18 protein-coding genes and 1 pseudogene are annotated in these 21,614 nt (G+C 43.5%); 8 read left to right on the top strand and 11 right to left on the bottom strand.

Features of this window, described 5'->3' with window-relative positions; translation table 11 throughout:
* Positions 1-742: 742 nt before the first annotated feature.
* The gene (locus F6J90_RS29360; RefSeq protein ID WP_293101869.1) at positions 743-2,074 is read left to right on the top strand and encodes a VCBS repeat-containing protein; all 1,332 of its coding nucleotides are present in this window, start codon (positions 743-745) and stop codon (positions 2,072-2,074) included.
* A 722-nt stretch (positions 2,075-2,796) separates the two neighbouring features.
* On the opposite strand, the gene F6J90_RS29355 is transcribed toward F6J90_RS29360, so the two are convergent.
* The 3 genes from F6J90_RS29355 to F6J90_RS29345 all read right to left on the bottom strand — a co-directional run bounded on the left by F6J90_RS29355 (position 2,797) and on the right by F6J90_RS29345 (position 4,932).
* On the bottom strand, positions 2,797-3,264 hold the full coding sequence (locus F6J90_RS29355) for an FxLYD domain-containing protein (RefSeq protein WP_137985412.1): 468 nt from the start codon (positions 3,262-3,264) through the stop codon (positions 2,797-2,799).
* Positions 3,265-3,742: 478 nt separating this feature from the next.
* A complete protein-coding gene (locus F6J90_RS29350) occupies positions 3,743-4,195 on the bottom strand; it encodes a hypothetical protein (RefSeq protein ID WP_293101862.1) in 453 nt (150 codons plus the stop codon).
* Positions 4,196-4,731: 536 nt separating this feature from the next.
* A complete protein-coding gene (locus tag F6J90_RS29345) occupies positions 4,732-4,932 on the bottom strand; it encodes a hypothetical protein (protein ID WP_293101859.1) in 201 nt (66 codons plus the stop codon).
* Here F6J90_RS29345 and F6J90_RS29340 point away from each other — a divergent pair.
* Positions 4,920-5,411, top strand: a complete 492-nt coding sequence (locus tag F6J90_RS29340) for a thioesterase family protein (RefSeq protein ID WP_293101856.1) — start codon at positions 4,920-4,922, stop codon at positions 5,409-5,411. The two genes, F6J90_RS29345 and F6J90_RS29340, sit on opposite strands and share 13 nt — an antisense overlap.
* 16 nt (positions 5,412-5,427) lie before the next feature.
* Here the strand turns inward: F6J90_RS29340 and F6J90_RS29335 are convergent, their stop codons facing one another.
* The 3 genes from F6J90_RS29335 to F6J90_RS29325 all read right to left on the bottom strand — a co-directional run bounded on the left by F6J90_RS29335 (position 5,428) and on the right by F6J90_RS29325 (position 9,187).
* Entirely contained in the window at positions 5,428-7,104 is a 1,677-nt protein-coding gene (locus F6J90_RS29335) for a hypothetical protein (RefSeq protein WP_293101853.1), read from the bottom strand.
* A 499-nt stretch (positions 7,105-7,603) separates the two neighbouring features.
* Positions 7,604-8,251 (bottom strand): peptide-methionine (S)-S-oxide reductase MsrA, encoded by a 648-nt coding sequence (gene msrA / locus F6J90_RS29330; RefSeq protein WP_293101850.1) that lies wholly within the window; start codon positions 8,249-8,251, stop codon positions 7,604-7,606.
* Between the two features lie 342 nt (positions 8,252-8,593).
* Entirely contained in the window at positions 8,594-9,187 is a 594-nt protein-coding gene (locus F6J90_RS29325) for a thermonuclease family protein (RefSeq protein ID WP_293101847.1), read from the bottom strand.
* Between the two features lie 245 nt (positions 9,188-9,432).
* Between F6J90_RS29325 and F6J90_RS29320 the strand changes: the two genes are divergently transcribed.
* The 4 genes from F6J90_RS29320 (at position 9,433) to F6J90_RS29305 (ending at position 12,520) form a co-directional block, all read left to right on the top strand.
* On the top strand, positions 9,433-10,644 hold the full coding sequence (locus F6J90_RS29320; RefSeq protein WP_293101844.1) for a transposase: 1,212 nt from the start codon (positions 9,433-9,435) through the stop codon (positions 10,642-10,644).
* A gap of 14 nt (positions 10,645-10,658) precedes the next feature.
* Positions 10,659-10,781 carry a hypothetical protein gene (locus F6J90_RS29315; protein WP_293101842.1) on the top strand — a complete coding sequence of 41 codons (123 nt, stop codon included), beginning with the start codon at positions 10,659-10,661 and terminating at the stop codon, positions 10,779-10,781.
* 105 nt (positions 10,782-10,886) lie between these two features.
* The gene (locus F6J90_RS29310) at positions 10,887-11,624 is read left to right on the top strand and encodes a pentapeptide repeat-containing protein (protein ID WP_293101839.1); all 738 of its coding nucleotides are present in this window, start codon (positions 10,887-10,889) and stop codon (positions 11,622-11,624) included.
* Positions 11,625-11,653: 29 nt separating this feature from the next.
* Positions 11,654-12,520 (top strand): SAM-dependent methyltransferase, encoded by an 867-nt coding sequence (locus tag F6J90_RS29305; protein ID WP_293101837.1) that lies wholly within the window; start codon positions 11,654-11,656, stop codon positions 12,518-12,520.
* A 135-nt stretch (positions 12,521-12,655) separates the two neighbouring features.
* Here the strand turns inward: F6J90_RS29305 and F6J90_RS29300 are convergent, their stop codons facing one another.
* From F6J90_RS29300 to F6J90_RS29290, 3 genes are all read right to left on the bottom strand, one after another.
* Positions 12,656-15,157 carry an alpha/beta fold hydrolase gene (locus F6J90_RS29300; protein ID WP_293101834.1) on the bottom strand — a complete coding sequence of 834 codons (2,502 nt, stop codon included), beginning with the start codon at positions 15,155-15,157 and terminating at the stop codon, positions 12,656-12,658.
* Positions 15,158-15,375: 218 nt separating this feature from the next.
* A complete protein-coding gene (locus F6J90_RS29295) occupies positions 15,376-15,738 on the bottom strand; it encodes a DUF5615 family PIN-like protein (protein ID WP_293101832.1) in 363 nt (120 codons plus the stop codon).
* Entirely contained in the window at positions 15,713-16,066 is a 354-nt protein-coding gene (locus F6J90_RS29290; RefSeq protein WP_293101829.1) for a DUF433 domain-containing protein, read from the bottom strand. Before F6J90_RS29290 ends, F6J90_RS29295 begins: the two co-directional genes overlap by 26 nt.
* Before the next feature lie 431 nt (positions 16,067-16,497).
* On the opposite strand from F6J90_RS29290, the gene F6J90_RS29285 reads away from it, so the two are divergent.
* The gene (locus F6J90_RS29285) at positions 16,498-20,268 is read left to right on the top strand and encodes a hydantoinase B/oxoprolinase family protein (protein ID WP_293101826.1); all 3,771 of its coding nucleotides are present in this window, start codon (positions 16,498-16,500) and stop codon (positions 20,266-20,268) included.
* A gap of 435 nt (positions 20,269-20,703) precedes the next feature.
* Here the strand turns inward: F6J90_RS29285 and F6J90_RS29280 are convergent, their stop codons facing one another.
* Complete coding sequence (locus tag F6J90_RS29280; RefSeq protein ID WP_293101815.1) at positions 20,704-21,069, bottom strand: hypothetical protein; 366 nt, start codon at positions 21,067-21,069, stop codon at positions 20,704-20,706.
* A pseudogene (locus tag F6J90_RS29275) lies at positions 21,050-21,143 on the bottom strand (transposase); the annotation flags it as partial. The pseudogene F6J90_RS29275 and the gene F6J90_RS29280, both read right to left, overlap by 20 nt.
* Before the next feature lie 319 nt (positions 21,144-21,462).
* Between F6J90_RS29275 and F6J90_RS29270 the strand changes: the two are divergent.
* Positions 21,463-21,612 (top strand): hypothetical protein, encoded by a 150-nt coding sequence (locus F6J90_RS29270; RefSeq protein WP_293101824.1) that lies wholly within the window; start codon positions 21,463-21,465, stop codon positions 21,610-21,612.
* Positions 21,613-21,614: the final 2 nt, after the last annotated feature.

The raw sequence follows: 21,614 nt of genomic DNA, 5'->3' as shown, positions 1-21,614 counted from the left end.
AAGCACCTCAAGTAGGACCATCTGTAGCGCTAATCGCTGACCGCTGATAGCTGATAGCTTACCCACTAACTGCCCTGAGGCAGGGTAAAATTCCTCATTCATAATGATTAGCTTAGTTGATGTTATATAATAATTAGTTTTTGCTTAGTAGCAACTCATTAAAAATTTAATAAATTTTTATAAAATTTTCCTTAAAATCCCTAATTTGATAGTGACATTTACGTAATTTTATGCCATTTATACTAGTGGTAGGTTTTTTTTTAAGTCAAAACGCCAAAAAAAAATATGAAGCCTGGAACAGAAATAATTTTTTGAGTAGATCCCCTGTTAGGGGTGAAATTTTATCAGGGTATCGTTAGCCAGTAAAAATATAGAAAAGGCTTCAAAAAAATTATCCAGTTTCACTGGATAATTTTGAGCAGGACATCTTTGAACTATTAAAAGGGGTGTTTTACCCTTATCGATGTATATAGAAATAGCTATCTAGAAAGGTATTGTACCCTAGATACATCGATAAGCATGATTAAATTTTCCCCAAAAGTTCACAGACAAAGTTCACAGACTCTTATCCCATCTCATGGCAGGGACTTTAAGTAATGCCAGTTTTGTAAGTTACACATCCCGTAACTTACTGAGTTGGGACTGAGTTGGGATGGAGTAATTATAATTTTTTGGTGCATCAGGACGGAAAAGAAAAGCCAACCAGTCTAAACAAAGATAACTTTTGGGAAAAAACTATCTTATGGTTCTAATTGAAGCAGAAGGTCCTCGCGTTACGCGAGAAAACTACGGGATAACCGGTTTCAACAATATTGATCTCGTTGCTTCAGGGGGTCGAGCCGTCGAGATCTCAAACTTTGATAACCCGGTTCCAGTTCCTGGTGTCCTGACATTTACATGGACAGCACAGGATGGACCGGCTGGTAAGTACGATATTAGTATTGCCTACTTTGACGAAGAAGATGGGGACTCTCCACTGGAATTTAGTGTCAATGGACAGGTAGTTGGTACATATGTTTATAATCTAAACTTACCTGCCAATAGACCTGAGCCAACAGCTGAGCCAAGGAATTATGTCCCTCTGAGCGGTGGCAATTCAAGTGGCACTCTAAGTGCTGAGGCTAATCCAAATGCCATTTTTCAGAACATAGACCTTGCTCCAGGGGATCAAATAGAAATCTCGGTACTAGCAAATAGCAATGGTAACTTTACCGACGAAAATGGTGACGGAACTTTCGAGCGAGGGCGACTTGATGCCATTGAAATTACCCGAATCCCCAGTGTGGATCTGTTCTGGCATAATCCTGTCAATGGACAAGTTGCTTTGTGGACTCTAAATGGCCAGGGCACTAGCGTTGAGACGACAGCGTTCATTACAGATCAAAGTGGTCAGGAGGTGTTGGTACCAGAGAACACTGGATTTAAAGCCCGTGGTGTTGTGGATTTAGGGGATGGTATCAGGAATCCTCTGTGGCGTGATACCCTAACCGGGGGTGTTGCGGTTTGGAACATGGAACGCTCCGAGTTCCAGGATGCAATAATTACTCAGGCACCAGCAGGTCAGCCAGGATCAGACCTCAACTGGGAAATCCGTGGCACCGGAGATGTTAACGGTGGTGGTGCAGAAGAAATCTTCTGGTACAACACATCCACCGGGGAAATTGCTGTTTGGGAGATAGATGAAACCGGGTTTCAGAATGCTACCTTTATTACGGACACCAATGGTCAAAATATGATCATATCACCTAGTGATCCCTGGCAATTAGTTGCGGCTGGAGACATGGATGGCGATGGTAACGCAGATGCTATCTGGGAAAATATGAATACCCAAGAGTTTGCCTACTGGAAGCTCAATGGTACTGTTTTCCAGGAGCCAGTGCTGATCGATGCCCGACCAGCAGACGGTCCTTGGGAATTCCGTGGTGCCTATGACGCTAACCGAGATGGTATTGATGATTTCTTCTTCCGTAATTCCCAAGGACGGAATGGCATGTGGATGATCGAGAATAACTCACTGGGTAATATTGTCGAGATCGATACGGTTCCAGATCTCAACTTCTCCTTCTACGTCTAGGATAGTCAGCAGCTAGCTTTACTGTTGTAATTAAAGTGTAAAAAAAATACCAATTAAAGTAGGGTGGGCAAAGTAATATAGCGCTACGCGCAAGGGCAAGAGGAATCCCCCCTAACCCCCCTTAAGAAGGGGGGCGGGCAAGAGGCAAAAGTTTACGTGCATTAGCGTTTCAGCTTGTATCAATGTCCTAACTTTAATGCGTAGTGCTTAATTTAGAATAATCAAAAGAAACAAACTGTTTTTGCCCACCCTACAAGCTAAAAACTGGTATTTTATTTTTTTGCTACTCCCTTACTCTTGTAATTAAAGTCAAGAAAAACCCACCCCTTATGCTTAAGCTCAAGGGGTGGGTTGATTGTTCACTCAAATCTGAATCTAATATCTCCGACTGTTAATCACTTCGTAGTCAGGTAAATCGTTAATTGTTAGTTAATTGTTATAGCGGTTTGCGATTTGGTTAAGTACATAGTTCTGGGTTTTTAGGGAACAGGGAGCAGGGAGCAGGGAACAGGAAACAGGGAACAGGGAAAACAAGGCTGTGTACCTGATAGTTATGCAAACCGCCGTAGTTAATTTTTAGTTATTAATTTAAAACTTTCAATTTTCAATTTATTGATAACATTATTATGTGGGATTCAGTGGTAAGCATTCAGCTAAAGACCACATACTTAGGTTCAGTTGCTCAGCAATTTGTGCCTCAAAAGCGTGAATTGATATCGAAATCATGGAGTCGGTTTACGATCCCAGTCAACGGATGTGGTTTTTAATTCCCGACCACCCCACATTTCCGTCTCGAAAGTAGCACTTTCTCCAGCACTGAGGTTAGGGGGATTAGTATACATGGAGCTCGTGCCAATTACACTGCCGTCATCATCGAGAATTTGATAGTTTACTCGGGTCGAGTAGACAGTTTTGTCAGTTTTGTTGACTACACGACCGATAAGACGGTCATTTTGGAAACTTACTTCGCTAATGACTACTTTGGAGTCTGAGATGCCGCATAGACTAGTAAGATCTACAAGGGTGCCATTATCGGTTTGCATGTAGCAAACTGGTAGCTCAATCTCTGTGCTGGGTACAGGGGAGAAGCCAGAGGCAAGCGTCAGTGGCAGGCTAAACGCCTTGGGAACAATTAGCAGGATTGAGGCAGCTTCTAAAGCAAGGGACAAAGACCAAAATTTAACCATCATGGTCACCTTCTCAAACTGATTACAGGATAAATGGTCAGGGTGGGAACCCTCAGCTCAAGTTCTCCAAGTGGGGAACCTTGGTGGTTGAGGGTGATTACTAGATTAATCTTCGGGTGGGCAGTGCCTACCAACGCGGTTTGCCAGCTTGATTATCGGTCTGGTGCACTGCCCACCCTACATCAACTACATCAACCTAGGTTGATAGGGATCCTAAATCCAGGTGCAACCCTATTTAGTCTCTAGTTCCTGAGGCTGGCTGGGTTTGTGTAGCCCCACGGTTGACACAGTGGGGCAAAAAAGGCATAAAAGACTAGCATATTGTAGAAACTACTCAGAAGTTATCCGAAAAATTATTTAATGGTTGGGTGAGAGTGGGGAAATTACTGGTAAATTACTTCAGTAATCCTTTAGACGGCTTGTGGTCTAAAGTAAGCTCCACAACCCCCCAAGACAAATTTTTGGATAGCTTCTAAGCAGCCTAGGGGCAATGTACAGCAAGGTGGAAGTTACGATCTACGGCATTTCCACTAGAATTGTTAGTAGCAACCCAAACCCCATTGGTGGTGCCAGCGCGTGTGGCTACAGTAACTTCACCAGATGGTTCAGTGCCAACGCCTGTAGTACCCAAAGTAGCAGTGTAGGCACACCGACGGACATCCCGGTTGAAGAAGACTTCGTACCGACCGTTCAGAACTTTTCGGGCTCGGCTGGCACCGAATCCGCGACTGAGTGCGCCGTTCCTGGTGACTACAGCAAATACGGTTTTTGCACTGGGGGTGGGGGTAGTGGTTAAAGTAAATTGTTGGTTGCTCGGAGGGGTGGGACGAGGCGCGTTAGTATCTTGTGCTAAGGCTTTGCCTTGAGGAATACCGAGGCTGATTACACCCAAAGATAGAACTACAGACGCAATGACTACTTTACTACGAAACATGATAAATTTCCTGGTTTGAACCTTGAAGTTTGTAATGTTAATACTGAGGTGTCTCGGTCATTGGCTGACTCGAATTCAACCTCTACTTACATTTCTCAAGCCCATCCAGGATTTACGCAGTGGATTGTTTAATCTTTACAAAAATTAAAAAAAAGCTCTGGTCAGACCTGGCATAAAAAGCCGGAAAATTCCCTAAAACCTAGGGTGCTTCAGTAACGCACCCTACTGGTAGCATCAGAAGAAACTCATGAGAAGAAACCATGGCGACCTGTGAGCAGATACCCTGAATGGGACCGGGTGCGATCGCTTTCAGGGTATCTATTTAGTTACCAAATCCTGACCAGGTTACTCCTAACCCTCCCAACACAGGGTTAATATCAAGTCAGGTTGAATACCCATAATTAGAGGGAGGGTGGGAAGTGTGGGAAGTGTGGGGAGGGTGGGAAGTGAGGGGAGATGGGGAGATGGCCAGATGGGGGAGATTTTGATTAAGGGTAATTATCCCGACATGATATAAGGATAGGTTCTGATTACGATCAGTAGGATGATGGTAAACAGTGATTGACTTTTTGAGACGGACGCGATCGCTTACTTTGATCTGTCAGGATTAGACTTGCCCGAAGTAGATCCCGAATCAGCAACAACTGAGCGCTGATCTGATCTAGCTCTAACAGAATAGGATCACCATATACGATCACCATACCAGTAACGATTAAGTTGATCCATGTCAGAAACACCCCAAACCTCAGCTCAAGAACAGCTAGACAATACCATGGCAAGCCATGAGCTAATCGCCAGCAAAAAAAAATGGTTTGACTATCCAGTGCGAGTCCATCCCCACCACACTGACTATGCTGGTATAGTCTGGCATGGTACCTACCTTCGCTGGATGGAAGAAGCGAGGGTGGAGTACTTACGCTTGATGGGTATGGATTATAGTGATCTCGTCAGGCTAGGATGTGATTTACCGGTAGTAGAACTTTCTTTACGCTATCACCGGGCAATGCCAATGGGCACAGAAGCAGTTGTCAAGACAGCGATCGCGGAAATGAAAGATGTCCGTATGAAGTGGAATTATCGAATTCAATCCCATGATGGGACAGAACTTTACTTAACCGGTCGTGTGACTCTAGTACCCGTTGACCGAGAGCAGGGTAAGATTATGCGCAAATTACCACCAGCGCTAAAGGATGTATTAGAGAAGTTTTCTAGTTGACGCAATAGAACTGAGGTTATAAAGCGATATCAGCATAGTGCCACGCTTGTTGATATTGCTGTTGTATAGTTTCTGCTTCTGCTGTTTTTCCTTGTGCTTGCAAACTTTGTGCTAAACCATGTAATGACCAACCATTTTCGGGATAAATATCTAAATCATCACGAAAAACTTGCTCTGCTTGCTCTGGCTGATTCCCTTGAAGCAGGATTGTGCCTAGCAAATTACGGGTAGGAGAATACCAATCTGGTGGTTCATTATAAACCAGCTTATCTTCTAGGGTAACCGCATTTTTTAAGTGACTAGTTGCTGTAGTATAATCTTGCTCAAGAGTAGCAATTGAACCGGTTAAGACTTCAAGGGCAATTTTAAGAACACTAGGAGTAGAATTCAAACTCGATATTTTAAGTTCTTCTAAATCAGGATCAGCAACTAAAGCTTGTAATTTAGCTAATTCTTGATTAGCTTCTTCTTTCTTACCTTGAGACGTGAAAGCCATACCTCTAGCATAATGCCAAACACCGGTAGCATATTTCAGATCAGTTTTTGGTGCAGGTGTCTCTAGAATTTTATCCCATTTTCCAAAGCGCACTTCCGTATAAAGTGGAACAACAGAAAAATGTTGTATTTTACCAGATAACCCTGGATTAGCCATCAGACTTGGATCAACTGCTGCTGTTTGTTGTGCTGCTGCCATTGCTATCTCACTTTGTCCACTCATTACCGCTGCAAACCAGAGGAAATGGTAGTTATGAGGAACATAAGCAATAGTATAAATACTTTGAGGATGGGGGGATGCCAGATAATTACGATCCGCCATAACTGCTTTTTGATTAGCAATAACAGCATCTTGGTAACGTCCCACTCGAATATAGATGTGAGAGGGCATATGGACTAAATGTCCTGAAGCGGGAACGAGATTTCGGAGATTATCAGCAGCTTCTATGGCTAATTTGGGTTGTTCTTTCTCAGTGGCATGGATATAGAAGTGAGTAGCTCCCGGATGCTTAGGATTTCTTTCTAAAACTGATTCTAATGTTGCTAAAATTGGCTTGGCTTCTGGTTTGAGCTCCCCATTATCCTGCCAGTAGTCCCAAGGCATGGTATCCATGAGGGATTCTGCGTATAAAGTTGCGACATCTAAATCATCAGGATAATCTTGAACAACCTGCTTCATTGCTTGACCATAAGCTAGATCAAGGGAGGAACGATCTGCCATTGCTTGTTCCGAATAACGCTGTGCTAAAGCTTTAATATAAGCCTGTTCCTTTGGAGATGCCTTATTACTTAGTGCGATCGCTTGTTGAATTGCTTGCCAAGCCTCTGGTACTTGTTCATCTGCCATTGGTGCATTGATATTTGGTCCTTGAACATAAGCTAATCCCCAGTAGCACATGGCACAATTAGGATCTAGCCTACTTGCTTCTTGAAAAGCACGAGCAGCTTCAGCATGATTAAAACCGTAGGCAAGAATTAAACCTTGATCAAAATACTTTTGAGCTAAGTCTGAGGTAGTGGAAATAGGATAATGATAATTCCCAAGATTATCTCTTAGTTCTACTAGTTCAACCTTTTCCTGGGCAGATGATGCTGAAACTAGAGGATTAAACAGGACAGGGGATAGTAAAATAGGAATAATGATTAATCCTAGACCGACTATAAAACCTATAGTCCAAGTTTTAAGCTTATGATTCATTTTTTTGTTCCTCATACAGTTCCCGTAAGCATTCAGCGTGTCGCGTATCAGCTGATGCGCTACGCCCCAGTGTCGAAGCCTGTGCCACGTTACTTGAGGTGCTTTTGAATCAAAGAGGTAAGGATTCGTTTAATGTGATTTACGTCTACTGATGGGCTTTTACCCAGACTTTAACTTCTGATTAATCTCGAACTATTAAATTCTTCCTTTTGAGGTTTTTTTTTGGGCATTGCTTAATAATGGAATGATTTTAAGCGTTTTGTAGAATGGGCATCTTGGTGGAACAGGCATCTTGCCTGTTACAATTTTCGGGCGGGCAGGATGCCCACTCTACTCCTATTCATTCAAAGATTCAGCAACGCCTTTTTTTGAGCTGACGGCTGACAGCTGACAGCTGAATGCTTACAAATTTAGTCATTAGTCATTTGTAATCCACCAAAGTTTCTTGGTACTTACAAATGACCAATGACTAATTACTGTTAACCACAAAAGTGATAACTTATGAAATTGCAGGACAATTCACATTTGTCCCACCTAAACCACAATACCCATTCGGATTTTTAGCCAGGTACTGCTGGTGATAGCCCTCTGCGTAATAAAACTCAGGAGCATCTAGAATCTCTGTGGTAATATTACCATAACCACCGGCATTCAGAGCTTGCTGATAAGCGTTTTGTGAGGCTTCCGCTAGCTTCTTTTGGTCTTCGGAATAGGTATAAATTCCTGAACGGTACTGAGTACCAGTATCATTGCCTTGGCGCATGCCTTGGGTGGGATTGTGGCTTTCCCAGAAGACTTTCAAGAGTGCTTCGTAACTGATTACCTTTGGGTCAAATACCACCAGCACTACTTCATTGTGACCGGTCATGCCTGTACAGACCTCTTGATAGGTGGGGTTAGGGGTAATTCCAGCAGCGTAACCTACTGCGGTAGTGAACACTCCCTCTTGTTGCCAGAATCGGCGTTCTGCTCCCCAAAAACATCCCATGCCAAACATCGCCATTTGCAATCCATCAGGGTAAGGGGGTTTGAGAGGATTGCCGTTGACGTAGTGACGCTCGGGTACTGGCATGAGTTCTGAGCGTCCGGGTAAGGCTTGCTCAGGAGTAGGCACGGTCAGCTTTTTCTTAAATCCGAAGAGTACCATCAGTTTTGAATCTTAGTTTTGATCAATGTATGAACTTACTTAACATGTAAGCATTCAGCTCTCAGCCGTCAGCAGTCAGCCGTCAGCCATTCCCGTAGCTTGGCCATAGGCCAAGGCTCAAGCTAAGCGAACAGCTTATTTTATTCAAAAGCACCTCAAGTAGCTTGGCCACAAGCCCCTGATAGCTGATAGCACCTCAAGTAGCACCATCTGTAGCGCATTAGCTGATACGGGACACGCTGATAGCTGAATACTTACCTTAACATTTTGCAACAAACATTTATGAGGAAATTACTCATTTCTCTAAGGACTAAAGACTCAAGGAACTAGAGACTCTCCGACTCAGGACGATTTAGTTTTTGCTAAACTACGGTATTCCCAAGCTGGAACAAACTTAGGGTCTCGCCACAACCCTCGCCGATATCGTTTGGCATTGGCTTCAGCACTATCGACCATTTCCGCACTGGGGCAATCTTTCAGATAGGGTCGATATACCTGTGCTAGTCCTTCTTTAACTAGGACTTCCTGGATAAAGGTGCCATCGGTTAAGCGTACTTCACTGACGCTGCGCCCATAGCGGTCAGTATCAGTAACGGTCAAAACTACCTGATTATCGCTTTGTTTGACCAGTTCCTGAAGTCGCTCCTTGGCTTTATTTCCCCATTTGAATTGACTTTTGTCTACCAATTTGCGGCTTTGCTTCTCTTTGTTGGAATGGGCAATTTCTGGAGCGTCGATACAGGCAAACCGAACTTTGACATCCTTGCCAAACCTGTCAGCGACGAGAATGGTATCCCCGTCAGATACCCGTTTGACAGTGTAATTCCCGATTCCTAACTGATCTAGAAGGGCAGCACATCCAAAGAGACTCAGGATTAGGACAGAGGCTACTATCCATTTGAAAATGTTTTGGATTCGTTGGCGAGTTGGGTTCATGGTCAATTACTGTTGACGAGTGTACAGTTTAGCTAAAAAACTCTATTTGTGCCCTATTCCCTGCTTCGACGTTCCGATCAATCCTACTGTAACATCGAAGTTACCAAAAATTTGGGTTTAAAGCCCCGTCCTTCTAGGATGGCTTTTTTTTTAGATATAGACTTGACATTTTTATATGCGCTTTGCTAATATAAACATATTCATAATCAGGTCGATTTTCGTTCGCATAGGGTGACCAAAGCTCAATGATAATTTTAGAGTTTAAAGCTAAAGGAACAAAGTCCCAGTATTCATCCATAGATGAGGCGATCCGGACGGTTAAGTTTATCCGCAATAGCTGCATTCGTTTGTGGTTAGATAATAAAGGAACGGGAAAAAGTGACCTTAGTAAATACTCTAAGATTCTTGCTAGAGAGTTCTCTTTTGCCAATGAATTAAACTCTACTGCCCGTCAGGCCGCGTCTGAAAGGGCATGGTCATCTATCGCTCGGTTCTACGATAATTGCAAGAAAAAAGTTCCCGGAAAAAAGGGTTTTCCGAAGTTTCATAAACGTGGACGATCTGTCGAGTACAAGAAATCAGGATGGAAATTATCCCCTGATAAAAAGTCGATAACGTTCACAGACAAGAAAGGGATTGGGAAGCTTAAGCTTAAAGGGACTTGGGATCTATGGCGCTTCGACAAGAAAAAAATTAATCGGGTTCGGATAGTCCGACGAGCTGACGGCTACTATGTCCAGTTCTGTGTGGCAGTCGATATCAAAGAAGACTTAAATTCGACTGGTCGAACAATCGGATTAGATGTAGGACTCAAAGAGTTCTATACAGATTCTGACGGTCATTCTGAACCTAATCCTAGATTTTATCACAAAGGAGAAAAGCGATTAAAGTTTTGTCAGCGCCGGGTTTCTCGAAAAAAGAAAGGCTCATCCAATCGAAAAAAAGCCGTCAATAGATTAGGCAGGCAACACCTCAAAATAAGTAGGCAACGTGAAGAACATGCGAAGAGACTCGCACGTTGCGTAGTCCGATCTAACGATCTGGTCGCCTATGAAGACTTGAGAGTGAAAAACCTAGTAAAAAATCATTGCCTAGCAAAGTCTATTAACGATGCAGGTTGGTACCAATTCAGGAAATGGTTAGAGCATTTTGGTACTAAATTTAGCAGGATAACTGTTGCAGTCAATCCTGCATACACTAGTCAAAATTGTTCTAATTGCGGCGAAGTAGTCAAAAAGTCGTTATCCACTCGAACTCATGTCTGTGAATGTGGATGCGAATTAGACAGAGACCATAATGCCGCTATCAACATCCGAAATCGAGCCATAAGTACGACGGGGCACGTCGGAACTTGGATCCTAGATCCGAACGCTTCAGGAGATCTAACCTCTACTCTTCTTGACTCCGGTCTGGTTGAGCAAGTCGGGTCGTTGAATGAAGAATCCCCGCGCCTTTAGGCCGGGGAGTGTCAATGTATACTATAATATCAATCCGAAGTCAAACCTCAGAGCAATCCATGCTACTCTGGGTAGCCTCTTGCCCATCTTGCGAGACTTCTCTATTTTTCCATACTTCCATTGGTTACATCCGTTAACCATCCGTTGCTCCAACTGACTACTCTCACAACTCCGACAGGGATGGCTATAGATTTGACTCTGTATTAATTGATGTTCTAAAGATTCAATCCTAACTACTCAATATGACTATGGTGCTAAAAACGATAACTCTAGTTTCTTCAACTCTAGTTTCTTCTCTCTTATGTCTCGGTTGTCTAAGGTTGCCAGCTCAAGCCCAATCCAACACTTTTTCTAATTGCGATCTAGGCAATGATTTAAGTGGTCGTGATTTGAGCTTTGGTAATTTTAGTAACTGTAATTGGAGAAGTGTTAATTTAAGAGGAGCTAATTTATCAGGGGCTTATCTAAATAGTATTCTACTGAACCCTAAACTTCAATCTTACCAACGACGGGCGATCGAAGAAGTAAGTTCGGATCTGACCAATGCGAATCTCCAAGGAGCAGATTTAACTCTCGCTAATTTAGAACGAGCCAACCTAACCAATGCCAATTTAGTAGCTGCTCGTTTATTTGATGCTGATTTAACATCGGCTACATTGGAAAATGCTAAATTAGATAAGGTTTTTGCTCCTGTGGTAATCTTATATGAGGCTAATTTAAAAGGAGCCACATTAAGTTTGGGGGATTTAACCGGTGCGAGCATGGCTAGCTCTGATTTAAGTAATACCTATCTGTATAGAACCCAATTACGTTATGCTGACTTACAAAATGCTAATCTAAGTGGGGCTAATTTAACAGAGGCTAATTTAACAGAGGCTAACTTAACGGGGGCTAATTTAACTGGGGCTAATTTGACTGGGGCTAATTTGTGTAATGCCACTATGCCTGATGGTACAGTATCTCAGCAAGGTTGTCCTTAATTTCATGATCAAGCACTAAATTGTAAATTATGGAAAACGAACTGGCAGCAAAAGCCGAAAAAATCCCAGAAATCAAAAATGATGTCTGTCGTACCGCAGTAGTAATGGCGGCGAAACGTGCTATTGAATCGAAAAGGACAGACCGACTTTTTGACGATCCTTTTGCTGCTCAGTTAGTTGGGTCTAAGGAAATACAGTCTTTGATGGATTATTGGGAAAAACAAGACGGTAAAGACCCGAAATCAAATACCCTTCGCATCCAGTTTGTGGCAGTGCGAACTAAATTTTTCGATGATTTTCTGATATCTGTAATACCAGAGGTACATCAAATTGTAATTTTAGGGGTGGGGTACGATACTAGAGCATATCGTCTACCCTTACCACCTGAACTATGTATATACGAGATTGATTTACCAGAAATGATGTCTCGCAAAGAAGCAATTCTTAAGGATATTCCATCTAAATGTCATCGCTATTCTATCGCCACAGATTTGCAAAAACCTTGGGTGCATTTATTGACAAATCATGGATATAAATCTAATCAACCTACAGTTTGGTTGATGGAAGGTTTATTGATGTATCTGGATAAAACAGAGATCAATACATTACTGCAAACAATTTCTGATTTCAGTGTTCAAGGAAGTTATTTGGGTGCAGATTTAATAAGTGTAAAGTCGTGGCAAATAGGCTCTAAAACTCAGAAGGGATTAATTAGTAAAAATTGGCGTTTTGGCACAGACGAACCAGAAGAATTATTTGCTTATTATGGGTGGAATGCCTCAGTTATCCAACCGGGAGAAATAAGAGCAAATTATGGACGTTACTCTGTCCAAATCGCACCCCGTTCAGTACCTGGAATGCGACGTTCCTTTATGGTGACCGCTAAAAAAGAATGATGAATCTCCTAAACTTATTTAGACCTCTTGCAAAAGTATTTTTCTAATATTTTTTGCGTCAATTATTGTCCACTGTTCCCTGTTCCCTGTTCCCTGTTCCCTGTTCCCGACAACTGCCGCGAAGTCTATTACATTTTACTTATCAATACAATACTCTAGATTTAATAAGACATAGGGAAACAAATTTGTAAACCATCCCCCCCAAATTTCTTTAGCTTTCTCTCCTTCAATAAAGGAGTTGACAATACGTTGCCATTGCCGATCATGCTTAGGGAGAATCATGCCATAGAAATCACAGGTCAGTGGCTGATCTGGAGATAAGGTGTACTGGGATGAGGAAAGTCCTTGTCTGGTGACTTCTCCAATTAATAAAATGCCATCGCTGGCAAAGGCATCAATATCGCTATTGACTAATGCTTTGACTCCTTGAGACCTACCTATGTCTCCAGGAAAAACTATTTTCTGAGCATTAGGATAGGTTTGCTCAATAAATGTTTCTGTGAGGCTACTGGGAAGTACTCCAATTTTTAAACTGTCAAGGCTTTGGTAACGATTGAAGACTCTTGGTTGTTGAGAATCTACTAAAAAGTGTGTGCCAGTAATAAAAAATGGTGTTGAGAATTTTATATCTTCAATATCAGTCCTAATGGTATTAGGGCCACACTCCAAATGTACAGCTTCATCTCGGACAATAGCAAAGCGATTTTCCAAGGTTGATTGAATGGCAACAACGTCTAGTTCTATGGGTTTATTGAGTTGTTGGGCAACTTTGTCTTTTAAGGAATTGAGTAGCTCAAAGCAATACCCTTTCCAATCTCCGTTGGTATCAATGTAGCCAAAAGGAGCAGCATCTTTTCTAATACCAACTTTTATGGTGCCAGTTCGTTTAATTTGGTCTAAAACCGTTTCTGAACGCTTCCGTATTGGCTCAATTGCAAGTTGTGGTATGATAGTTTGGGGAGGTTCACTGCCAAAGGATTCCTCTAGTTGTTCTGGAGTTAAAGATTTGACTAAATGTAGCTCTAGAGAATTCTCAGAGAGCAATTTGGCATAGCTAACACTAAGGTAAGGTCGATAGTTTGGCAAATCCCGAATATGAGTATTAACAAAAGCTAAGCTTAAGGCTTTTAGGTAAGAAAGTCCGACCTGAGGATTGGAACCGAGTAATTCTCTAGGAAACAGGGCAAAATCGTCGCCGGATGCACCACTAGTGGAGAAGTGGTTGCCATCAACAATCATTGCCAGATATTTTTCTGGGGTATTGAGCCAGATGAAGGGGTGAATCTGTTCTGGGACAGTTGGTGCTACTATGTCGTGGCTACCTGCCATAATCATGACTGGCACTTGAATTTTACCCAAGCTAGCTGGACCAAGGGCTGTGCTGGTAATAGGATTAACAGCGATTACAGCTTTGACCCGTGGATCCTGCAAGTCATAATTAAACGGGGGTAAGCGATTGGCAAGGCATTGGAGCAGTACAGAGAGATTGAAGGTTGGGTCTTGATCAGGACACACTTGGCGCAGTCTTAAATCATTAATTTCTGCACCTGCTACGGCTAACGCTGTGTAACCCCCGAAGGAATGACCAATCACACCTACCTGTTCCAGATTCAGCTGATTAGCAAAATTAGGGTCAGATTTAGAGAGGTCTTCGAGCTCATCGAGCACATATCTAATATCTAAGGGTCGTTCAATAAACTCTACCGGATTGATTCCATTCGCTAGTCCCTGTAGTACAGCTTGAGAATATTCAACATTACTCCCGACGTGTTCAGGAACCGCTACAGCAATTCCATGGGATGCTAAGTGTTCTGCTAAATAGGTGAAATGGTTGCGATCTGAGGCAAAGCCATGGGACATGACTACTAAGGGCGCAGGTTTTGGATTGCCTTGGGGTAAGTACAAAGCAACCTCAAACTTGGTTTCTCCGGATAACCCTAGAGGGGATTGACGGCGGCGACCGGAAAGGGTGATGACTTGGTCTGTGAAGTTATAAGGACCTGGTTGTTGTAAGTCTTTTAACTGGGACACATCAATGGTATTCTCAGCAGCCGCTTCTCGGTTGGCTTGGTTTGCGATCGCATTCACGGCTGCATCTCGATATCGAAATAGGGTAGCTAGCTCTTTTCGGACATCGAAGATATACTCAGTATCAATCAACATCCCCTCGGTGGGAAACTGGCGCACTATATTCATTAGAGTTAGACCTTCGGAGTCAGCTGCTGCCAAAACCAGCGCCCCCCGAAGACTATGTAAACCATTGCGACCAGGGTGCGTTTTGATCATCTTTCCCAAACCTTCCAGAAAGGCTTCTCCCATGGGGGATTTACCTAAGCGGGAGATGGCAACAGGACTGATTTTAATCCGCTTTTGGAGTAGCATCCGCAACTGTTCCAAGGCTTCTGGGTTCAGCATTTGGGCGTAGAACTCAAATTCCTTAGTAATTCTGCCCTCATTGGCGAAAATCTCGATGGATTCCCGGGAAAGGGACAATTTTAACGGACCATAGTTAAAGTAAATGTATTCTGCACTAAGGGCTGGCTTTGGTTTGACTACTGTGGGGAGTATCCCTAAACCAAGGAATAAGCAAGTATATAAAAAACCTAGTAGTTTCTTGGGTTTGGCTTTTGCTTTCACGAGTCTAGTCTTCTCAGTCTTAGGCTTGATGGGGAGGATTATAATACAGCAGTTTTAAATTGGGTAAGGTATAAATTATTGGGTTTTAGGGAGCAGGGAGCAGGGAGCAGGGAGCAGGTAAGAGGTAAAAAATCCTGTATACCTGATAGTTATGAACAACGCTTTACAAACGAAGAGCAATGTATTGTTGAGACTTCTACTCAGAATAATTAATTAATTCAAGTCATCGGTAAGTGAATAATTTGGTCTTGATATTCCTGAGCATAAGAACATTGTGCAATTATAATTAACTCTTCAATATTTTGACCAATGCTCAAATTGGAGTTTAAGATAAAAATTCCTGGGACATGATGACTTTGGGCAATGTGGTCAGTTAAATGTACGGGCATAGACTTACGGTTATTGGTTACCAAAACAAAGTTATACTCTTCGCACCATAACAGAATTTCCGGGTCTAGTGTACTGAGGCTTGGAGTACCGATTTCCCCAACTGTACGAATTACTAAATCAGGACATTTACGTCGAATTTGAGTTGAGTAAGCTGGGTCAACATTCTCATCCATTAGATACTTCAGTGCCATTGGCTTTCAACTGGGCTTGTCTTTCTGCTTTGATTTTCCGGAGTCGAGCCACCGCAGGATGAGGATTCAAGGCTTGAGCTTTACGTTGTTGATGTCCCCACTCTAGCCAGTCAGCAATGTATTTACTGACTGTGTCTTTGTTCTGTAGATAATATAGAATTGTAGCGTAGACCTCTTCTAAGGTGAGAGTTGAGTAAATTTTGGCAATTTCTTCAGCAGTACGCTGTTTAAATAGATACTCGTACAACACCGTTTCAATCCCAATTCGATGACCTTTAATCCGAATGTCATCAGGAGCAATAAAGTTAAAATATTCTTCTAGTTTCATAATGACTTGTGATGGCAATCGCGTGTTAAAATTAGATTTGCACAGAAGATTTATGGAAACAGTAAATAGGACATATCGATGCATCTATTGTCGATAATTATACCAATAATATTATCTATATTTTACCAAAATCAAACAGATATGACTACTAATAGTCAAGGTTTGGGATTGCCATAGGATAACTAATTTTAGTATAAATTAGAGTCAAATTGGGCTATGTTTGCTCAATCTCAGAAATAATTCCTAGCTCCGATTGAATGACCACTCCCCGATCGGGTGAGACCTCGGCTTGGTGCCTCTGGAATGCTAAGTTACTCTGTCTTAAGGGAAAATATAGTTGCTGGGACGTTGCTGATTGAGAAACGAAACTATTGGACAATTCTCCGCCATCTTCCCCATCTCTTTAATGTTTTATTAAAAATCGGGCAAATATGACTACTACTTCCACTGGACGCTGGCAATTCTGGATTGATCGAGGTGGTACCTTTACGGACATTGTGGCCAAACGCCCGGATGGGCAGTTGATAATTCATAAGCTGCTGTCGGAAAATCCTGAACGGTACCAAGATGCTGGAGTACAGGGAATTAGAGAGATTTTCAACATCCCTGTTGGTAAGCCGATACCCAGTGATGCCATTGAAGCGATCAAGATGGGAACGACAGTAGCCACCAATGCCTTATTGGAACGGAAAGGCGATCGCACTGTCCTAGTTATTACTAAGGGCTTCCAAGATGCCTTGCGCATTGGTTATCAAAATCGCCCCAATATCTTTGCCCGTGAAATTGTGCTCCCTGAAATCCTCTATGAACGGGTGATTGAGATAGAAGAACGCTACAGCGCCCAGGGTAAAGAGCTAATCCCGATCAATCTGGTTGAAACCCGCCAATCCTTGCAAGCTGCTTATGATGACGGTATTCGTAGCTGCGCCATTGTCTTGATGCACGGCTATCGCTATCCCACTCATGAACAGGAGATAGCCACCATAGCATTAGAGATTGGTTTTACCCAAATTTCAGTATCTCATCAAGTCACCCCTTTGATGAAATTAGTCAGTCGGGGGGATACCACAGTAGTTGATGCCTATTTATCACCGATTCTGCGTCGCTATGTAGATCAGGTAGAAGAACAGTTGCAGCTTGGCGGCTTGACCAATGAAGCTTTGGAAAATAACCTTCAAACTACCCGGCCTGAAGGCTTACGGGGGAAAACCTCTGGACTATTGATGTTCATGCAGTCAAACGGAGGACTGGCGGACGCGCAACAGTTTCAAGGGAAGGATAGTATTTTATCAGGACCTGCTGGCGGTATTGTTGGAGCAGTACAGACTAGTCGAATTGCTGGTTTTGAGACGATCATTACCTTTGATATGGGTGGCACCTCTACAGATGTAGCCCATTACAATGGGGAATACGAGCGTACCTTTGAAACTGAGATTGCTGGGGTGCGGCTGCGCACGCCAATGATGGCAATTAATACAGTAGCTGCCGGTGGTGGCTCCATTGTCCAGTTTGATGGTGCCCGTTATCGGGTAGGACCAGAGTCAGCTGGGGCAAATCCAGGTCCTGCTTCCTACGGTAAGGGGGGTCCGTTGACGGTGACCGATTGCAATGTGATGGTAGGGAAGTTGCAGCCAGGGTTTTTTCCCAAGGTGTTTGGAGCGGATGGTAACTTGCCGTTGGATGCTGAGGTGGTAAGGCAGAGGTTTGAAGGATTGGTAGAACAGATTGGGGATAACCGCAAACCAGAGGAGGTAGCAGCAGGATTTTTAGCGATCGCAGTAGAGAAGATGGCCAATGCCATTAAACAGATTTCTCTACAACGGGGCTATGACGTTTCCGAGTATACCCTATGTTGCTTTGGGGGTGCTGGTGGCCAGCATGGGTGTTTAATTGCCGAAGCCTTAGGCATTAAGCGAGTGTTCATTCATCCCTTTGCTGGAGTATTGTCCGCTTATGGAATGGGTTTAGCCGATATCAGGGTATTAAAAGAACAGTCAGTTGAGGCTGAGTTAGTAGAGGGGTTGGAGTTAGAGGGAATTTTAGCCAAGTTGGTGGCTCAGGGCATAGAAGAGTTGAACCACAACCATGCCCAGGATCGGAATAGTAACGAGGTTGAAGTGATTCGGCGAGTCCATTTGCGCTATGAGGGCACCGATTCCCCATTGGTTGTTGGGTTTGGTGGGATTGATCAGATCACGGAAGAGTTTGAAGGATTGCATCGACAGCGCTATGGATTTATCGTGCCAGGGAAAACGTTGATGGTCGAAGCGGTTTCGGTAGAGTTAGTAAAGCGGATGGCTATCCCAACAGAACCCATACGGTCTCGTCAGAGTGGGGAAATGTGTGCTCCCGTTGCCACAGTGCAAATCTATACCGCTAATCGGTGGTGGGATACCCCTGTGTTTAGGCGAGAGGATTGGCAGCCAGGGGATTCGGTGTTTGGTCCGGCTTTAATTATTGAGGCAACCGGAACTAATGTGATTGAGCCTGGTTGGAAAGCAGAGGTGACTGAACGGAATCATTTGATTTTAGTTAAATCTGGTTTGGGGGAGCAGGAAGACAACCTGGAAAGCTTGACTAATAGCACTATAGATCAGCTGCAACCAAATACCGTCCAAGCTTCACCCCATCCTGACCCTGTCATGCTGGAAATCTTTAACAATCTATTCCGTTCCATAGCAGAGCAAATGGGGACAACTCTCCAAAATACCAGTTATTCAGTCAATATCAAAGAACGGCTAGACTTTTCCTGTGCGATTTTTGACCAACAAGGGCAATTAGTAGCGAATGCCCCCCATATTCCAGTGCATTTGGGGTCAATGAGTGAAAGTGTCCGCAGCTTGATTGATGCCCATGGTGATAGTCTTAAACCTGGGGATGTCTATGTTCTCAACAATCCCTACAATGGTGGCACTCATCTCCCAGATGTCACCCTTGTTACTCCAGTTTTCCTCAACTCTTCCCTAGGGCTAAAGGAACCTTCTCCCCTCTCCCCTTTATTCTTTGTAGCTTCCCGAGGACACCATGCTGACATCGGTGGTATCACTCCCGGTTCGATGCCTCCTAATAGTACCAGCGTGAAGGAAGAAGGAGTATTAATTGACAATTTCCTGCTGGTTGAGAATGGTAAATTCCGAGAAAATGAAATAACCCAACTCCTGTTAGGGGGTCAATACCCAGTCCGGAATCTGACTCAGAATATAGCAGATTTACAAGCACAGATTGCTGCCAATGAGAAAGGTGTCCAAGAGTTACGGCAGATGGTAGCCCACTATGGATTAGAGACAGTGCAAGCCTATATGGGTTATGTCCAAGATAATGCTGAGGAGTCGGTGCGCCGAGTTATTGATGTGCTGACAGATGGCAGTTTCAGCTATCAGTTAGATGGGGGTGCTAAGATTCAGGTCACGATTACTATTGACCGGGACAACCGTAGTGCCAAGATTGATTTTACCGGTACCTCGCCTCAGTTAGATAGTAATTTTAATGCACCGTCAGCGGTATGCAAAGCAGCAGTGCTATACGTCTTCCGCACCCTAGTCGATGATGATATTCCCCTCAATGCCGGTTGTCTGAAGCCTTTGGAGGTAATTATTCCCGAAGGTTCTATGCTCAATCCCCGTTATCCAGCAGCAGTGGTAGCCGGTAATGTGGAAACATCCCAAGCAATAACCGATGCGCTCTATGGTGCTTTAGGAGTGATGGCGGCATCTCAGAGTACTATGAATAATTTTACCTTTGGCAATGAGCGCTATCAATACTATGAAACGATTTGTGGAGGCTCTGGGGCAGGGGTTGATTTTGATGGAACAGATGCGGTACATACTCACATGACGAATTCTCGCTTAACTGACCCAGAAGTCTTGGAATGGCGATTTCCAGTACTTTTGGATAGGTTTGGGATTCGCCCCGATAGTGGCGGTAAGGGCGTTCATTGTGGGGGTAATGGCGTAATTCGCCAGATTCGTTTCCTAGAACCTATGACTGCAGGAATTCTATCTGGACGTCGAGTGGTCAAGCCTTTTGGGTTAAATGGTGGTGAAGCGGGTGCTTTGGGAAAAAATTATGTGGAACGGAAGGATGGAACTGTTGAAGAGTTGGGTAATACTGCGGTGGTGGAAATGAATACAGGTGATGTGTTTGTGATTGAGACCCCTGGAGGTGGGGGATATGGTTTGGATAGTGGTGATAGTGAATCCTAATTGGTAGGGGGCGAATGCGATGTTCCTTTGGAACCGCTTCGCGAACGGCTCTGCCGCGCCAAAGGCGTTCGCATTGGTTTATCCTTTGGGCTAGGGCGTGTTTTCAAACTATAACCACAACAAAATTAATCCGATTTCTAACATAGCTGTATAATTTATAGCAAGTTTTTCGTATCGGGTAGCGATGGGGCGAAACTGTAAGAGGTCTGTTGATAGCACGCTCTATCAGGTTCCGTTGTCGATAAATTTCACGGTTAAACGGGCCACGATGTAGTTCATTCGAAAGTCAAAGAAAAAGTAAAACGGATACCACGACGACGGAGGTAATTACGGATTCTACGACCTGTGTAACCTTTATCTCCAACTACTCTTTTGGGGCGAATACGTGGGCGACCTCTGCCAGAACGCTTTACTGCTCGAAGTTCCATCAATTGTTCAAAAAAAAATTGACTCGTTTCTGTGACCTGGACTTAGAAGAAAGGTTAGGGGTTTCCCTATTCCTTCACAACGTATGTGTATTTTTGTACTGAACCCACCACGGGAACGTCTACCGTGATTCGTCTTCTTCACCCCTTTTTTCCCACCGGCTGCATGTTGATGGGCACGTATCACTGTTCCATCTACATAATGGACCTGCCAATTGAGTTTTCCATCTTCATCGGCTCTTGCTTGGAGATTTTCGCTCAATTTGCTTGCCCTACCCAGCTTTTTGCCACCGATAAAACCGTTAGGTGCGCTTGACCCATTAATAATTAAATTCGCCACGGGTCGCACCTGTTGCCACAGTTTGCCACTTTCCATAACGTTCTGGCAGGTCTCGCCACGGCGCTCCAGTTGCGGAGTATCCTTTGAATGCCGTTGACCACTTGTCGGTGGGAACGAAGTTACCGTAAGAAGAGTGGGAACGAAGTTACCGTAAGAATAAAGAAGCCTTTATAGGCGACAGTCTGTGAATCATAAGTTTAAGTTATATGAAATAAGGCTTCTTTATTCTAAGGTTTCATCTCCGGCCTTATTTGATGAGTTTTAACCCTTTTATGCATAGCCTATCGCCTATAAAGGCTCCACTCTTCTTTGGTTTCCTCTCCGGTCGTGATTGGGCTTACCTGTATGGGGTTTTTGTGGTGGTAATAACGGTTTTAACCTCTCCCACTCTTCAAAACTTCACGTCCCCTCGATCCATGAATGCACCCATTGAACACACTACTTTTAGGATATAACGAGGCCAGAAAACACGCCCTAGCCAAAAACCGCTCTGTACGCCTAAACCAAGGGAATTATGTGAGAATAGACTCCGTGGAGATTCCCGATGATGGTTTAATAGTAGAACTCAGTAGTATATAAGT

Source organism: Moorena sp. SIOASIH, assembly GCF_010671925.1.
Classification (GTDB): Bacteria; Cyanobacteriota; Cyanobacteriia; order Cyanobacteriales; family Coleofasciculaceae; genus Moorena.
This window is presented reverse-complemented; position numbering and strand designations above follow the sequence as displayed.